Origin of the sequence: Moorena sp. SIO4E2 (assembly GCF_010671945.1) — a bacterium.
Lineage (GTDB): Bacteria > Cyanobacteriota > Cyanobacteriia > Cyanobacteriales > Coleofasciculaceae > Moorena > Moorena producens.
Map to the genome: position 1 here is coordinate 1 of NZ_JAAHIE010000984.1, position 2034 is coordinate 2034.

General features: G+C 41.0%; 4 protein-coding genes and 1 pseudogene. 2 read left to right on the forward strand and 3 right to left on the reverse strand.

What is annotated here, in order from left to right:
- A pseudogene (locus tag F6K37_RS39730) lies at positions 1-192 on the reverse strand (hypothetical protein); the annotation flags it as partial.
- A 42-nt stretch (positions 193-234) separates the two neighbouring features.
- Positions 235-387, reverse strand: coding sequence for a hypothetical protein (locus F6K37_RS39735; RefSeq protein ID WP_154659755.1), 153 nt, complete (start codon positions 385-387; stop codon positions 235-237).
- Positions 388-520: 133 nt separating this feature from the next.
- Between F6K37_RS39735 and F6K37_RS39740 the strand changes: the two genes are divergently transcribed.
- Positions 521-1297, forward strand: a complete 777-nt coding sequence (locus F6K37_RS39740; RefSeq protein WP_287256769.1) for a hypothetical protein — start codon at positions 521-523, stop codon at positions 1295-1297.
- Positions 1298-1386: 89 nt separating this feature from the next.
- Here F6K37_RS39740 and F6K37_RS39745 read toward each other — a convergent pair whose 3' ends face one another.
- Positions 1387-1515, reverse strand: coding sequence for a hypothetical protein (locus F6K37_RS39745; protein ID WP_287256770.1), 129 nt, complete (start codon positions 1513-1515; stop codon positions 1387-1389).
- 59 nt (positions 1516-1574) lie between these two features.
- Between F6K37_RS39745 and F6K37_RS39750 the strand changes: the two genes are divergently transcribed.
- The gene (locus F6K37_RS39750) at positions 1575-1775 is read left to right on the forward strand and encodes a hypothetical protein (protein ID WP_287256772.1); all 201 of its coding nucleotides are present in this window, start codon (positions 1575-1577) and stop codon (positions 1773-1775) included.
- The last annotated feature ends 259 nt before the right edge of the window (positions 1776-2034 follow it).

The window sequence follows — 2034 nt, forward strand, 5'->3', positions numbered from 1 at the left end:
TCCGAGATACCCTTGGAGATAGGTAATAGGTAATAGGTAATAGGTAATAGGTAATAGGTAATGGGGAATAGGTAATAGGTAATAGGTAATAGGTAATAGGTAATAGGTAATAGGTAATGGGTAATAGGTAATAGGTAATGGGGAATAGGTAATAGGTAATGGGTAATAGGTAATGGGGAATGGGGAATACAAGATTTCTTTCCGAAGCTCTGAAGCTGCCCTGCTTTTTTGAGATCAACGGACAGCTAACCCGGATTTGGGTACACAAGCGATCGCGTAGCGTGACCGTAGGTCAATCGCACAAGCGCGGAAACTTCGCGTGACTCGCTTAGCGTGACCAAAGGTCAATCGCTTCGATAAACCTTTGAGTAGCCTATTGCCTCTCAATACTACTCAATAGTAGAATCGGCAAGGGCTTAAGCTGGGGCTTGCTGCAAGGTCAAAAAATTTTACAATGCCTATATTACAAGCATCCCAGCCTCTTTAATAAAATTCCCTAGCAGCACTGCCAACCTGCCGAATGTGGGAAATAAACGTCTTACCCATTACCTATTACCTATTACCTATTACCCATTCCCCACTACCTATTACCTATTACCTATTACCCACTACCTATTACCCACTACCTATTACCTATTACCCATTACCTATAACCCATTACCCATTCCCTATTACCTATTACCTATTACCCATAATCTATTACCTAAAAAAAATGATTCAAAACTTACTATCCCAAATCAGCCAGCAGCTTCAGAAAGAACTAACTGACGACATCTCCCAAGGTCAAATAGAGATTGTTGCTCAACCCATTACCGAATCACCAACAAAACTACCACACATCAGCATCTATCCTGGTAAATGGGAAATTGCCTCAACATTTAGAGCAACCCATCCACAAAAGTTACATCCGGAGCAACAAAAGCCCACAATAATTACTACATCCAGGGAATTTAAACAAGAGTTTTTTATCGATATCTGTGACCCTGACCTAATCAACCTAGAAAAATTGGCTTCCCTGACGACAGGGGTAATTTTAACTAACTACAAAGACATTATCGAAAATTATAATTCATCAAATACCAACAATTATCAAGCCCAACAAACAGCTACAACTCACACGATTAGCCAAATTACTATCCTTGAAGGTAGCTATGATTATCTTAATAATACCCCTAAACTTAAACTAAAATGGCAAGTTATAGGTCAAGTCAACTTTAGCAAAACTATCACAGAAATTGGGCGTCCGATTGAGGAAATTGAAATTAATCAAAGTGTAAGCAGTCAGCGGTCAGCTTAAAACAAGGTAATCGGGAATCGGGAATCGGGAATCGGGAATCGGGAATCGGGAATCGGGAATCGGGAATTGGTGGCACAGGCTTCGACGTATTAGCTGATAGCTGATAGCTGTTCGCGTAGCGTGCGCGTAGCGCTTAAGCTGATAGCTGATAGCTGACGCGATCGCTTTTTTTTATTCTCTCTAAAACTTCCAAAAAAAAGTTTAAAAAACCTTGACAAATAAAATTACAATCATTACAATAATCATATACAACCACAATGATTCCAAGTTTCGACTTATGTCAAAAAACTTCAAGCAAAATCTCAATAAACAACCTGTTGAGCACACTCTAAAAGGTCCTCGTCAAGCCGTAATCTATAGTATGCAAATGTTTTATTCCCTAGGCTATGGGGAGATTGCCGACTGGAGCCCTTTGGAACCTACTGAAACTCCTGGGGAAGTGATGACAACCATGATGAAGTATTGGCTGTTGCCATAACACCTTAAATTTCTGGGGGGCTTCCCCCCAGAGCCTTGGCTCCGGTCTGGTCCCGTAGGGTGGCCGAAAGACCAAGGTAAATCAAATAGGATCACATCAGGTTCGGTTTGGGAAATCAGTGACATAAGTCATTTAAATAGCCGTGGATAGTATTTCTACGGCTATTTTTTTTGTTTTGAGATATATGGAAAAAGGGAATCGGGAATCGGGAATCGGGAATCGGGAATCGGGAATCGGGGAACAGAGGGTGCATCTCATA

Bases quoted from the DNA above. Each gene is read 5' to 3' on its own strand.
- F6K37_RS39740 (WP_287256769.1), top strand. From the start codon at position 521: ATGTGGGAAATAAACGTCTTACCCATTACCTATTACCTATTACCTATT.
- F6K37_RS39750 (WP_287256772.1), top strand. From the start codon at position 1,575: ATGTCAAAAAACTTCAAGCAAAATCTCAATAAACAACCTGTTGAGCAC.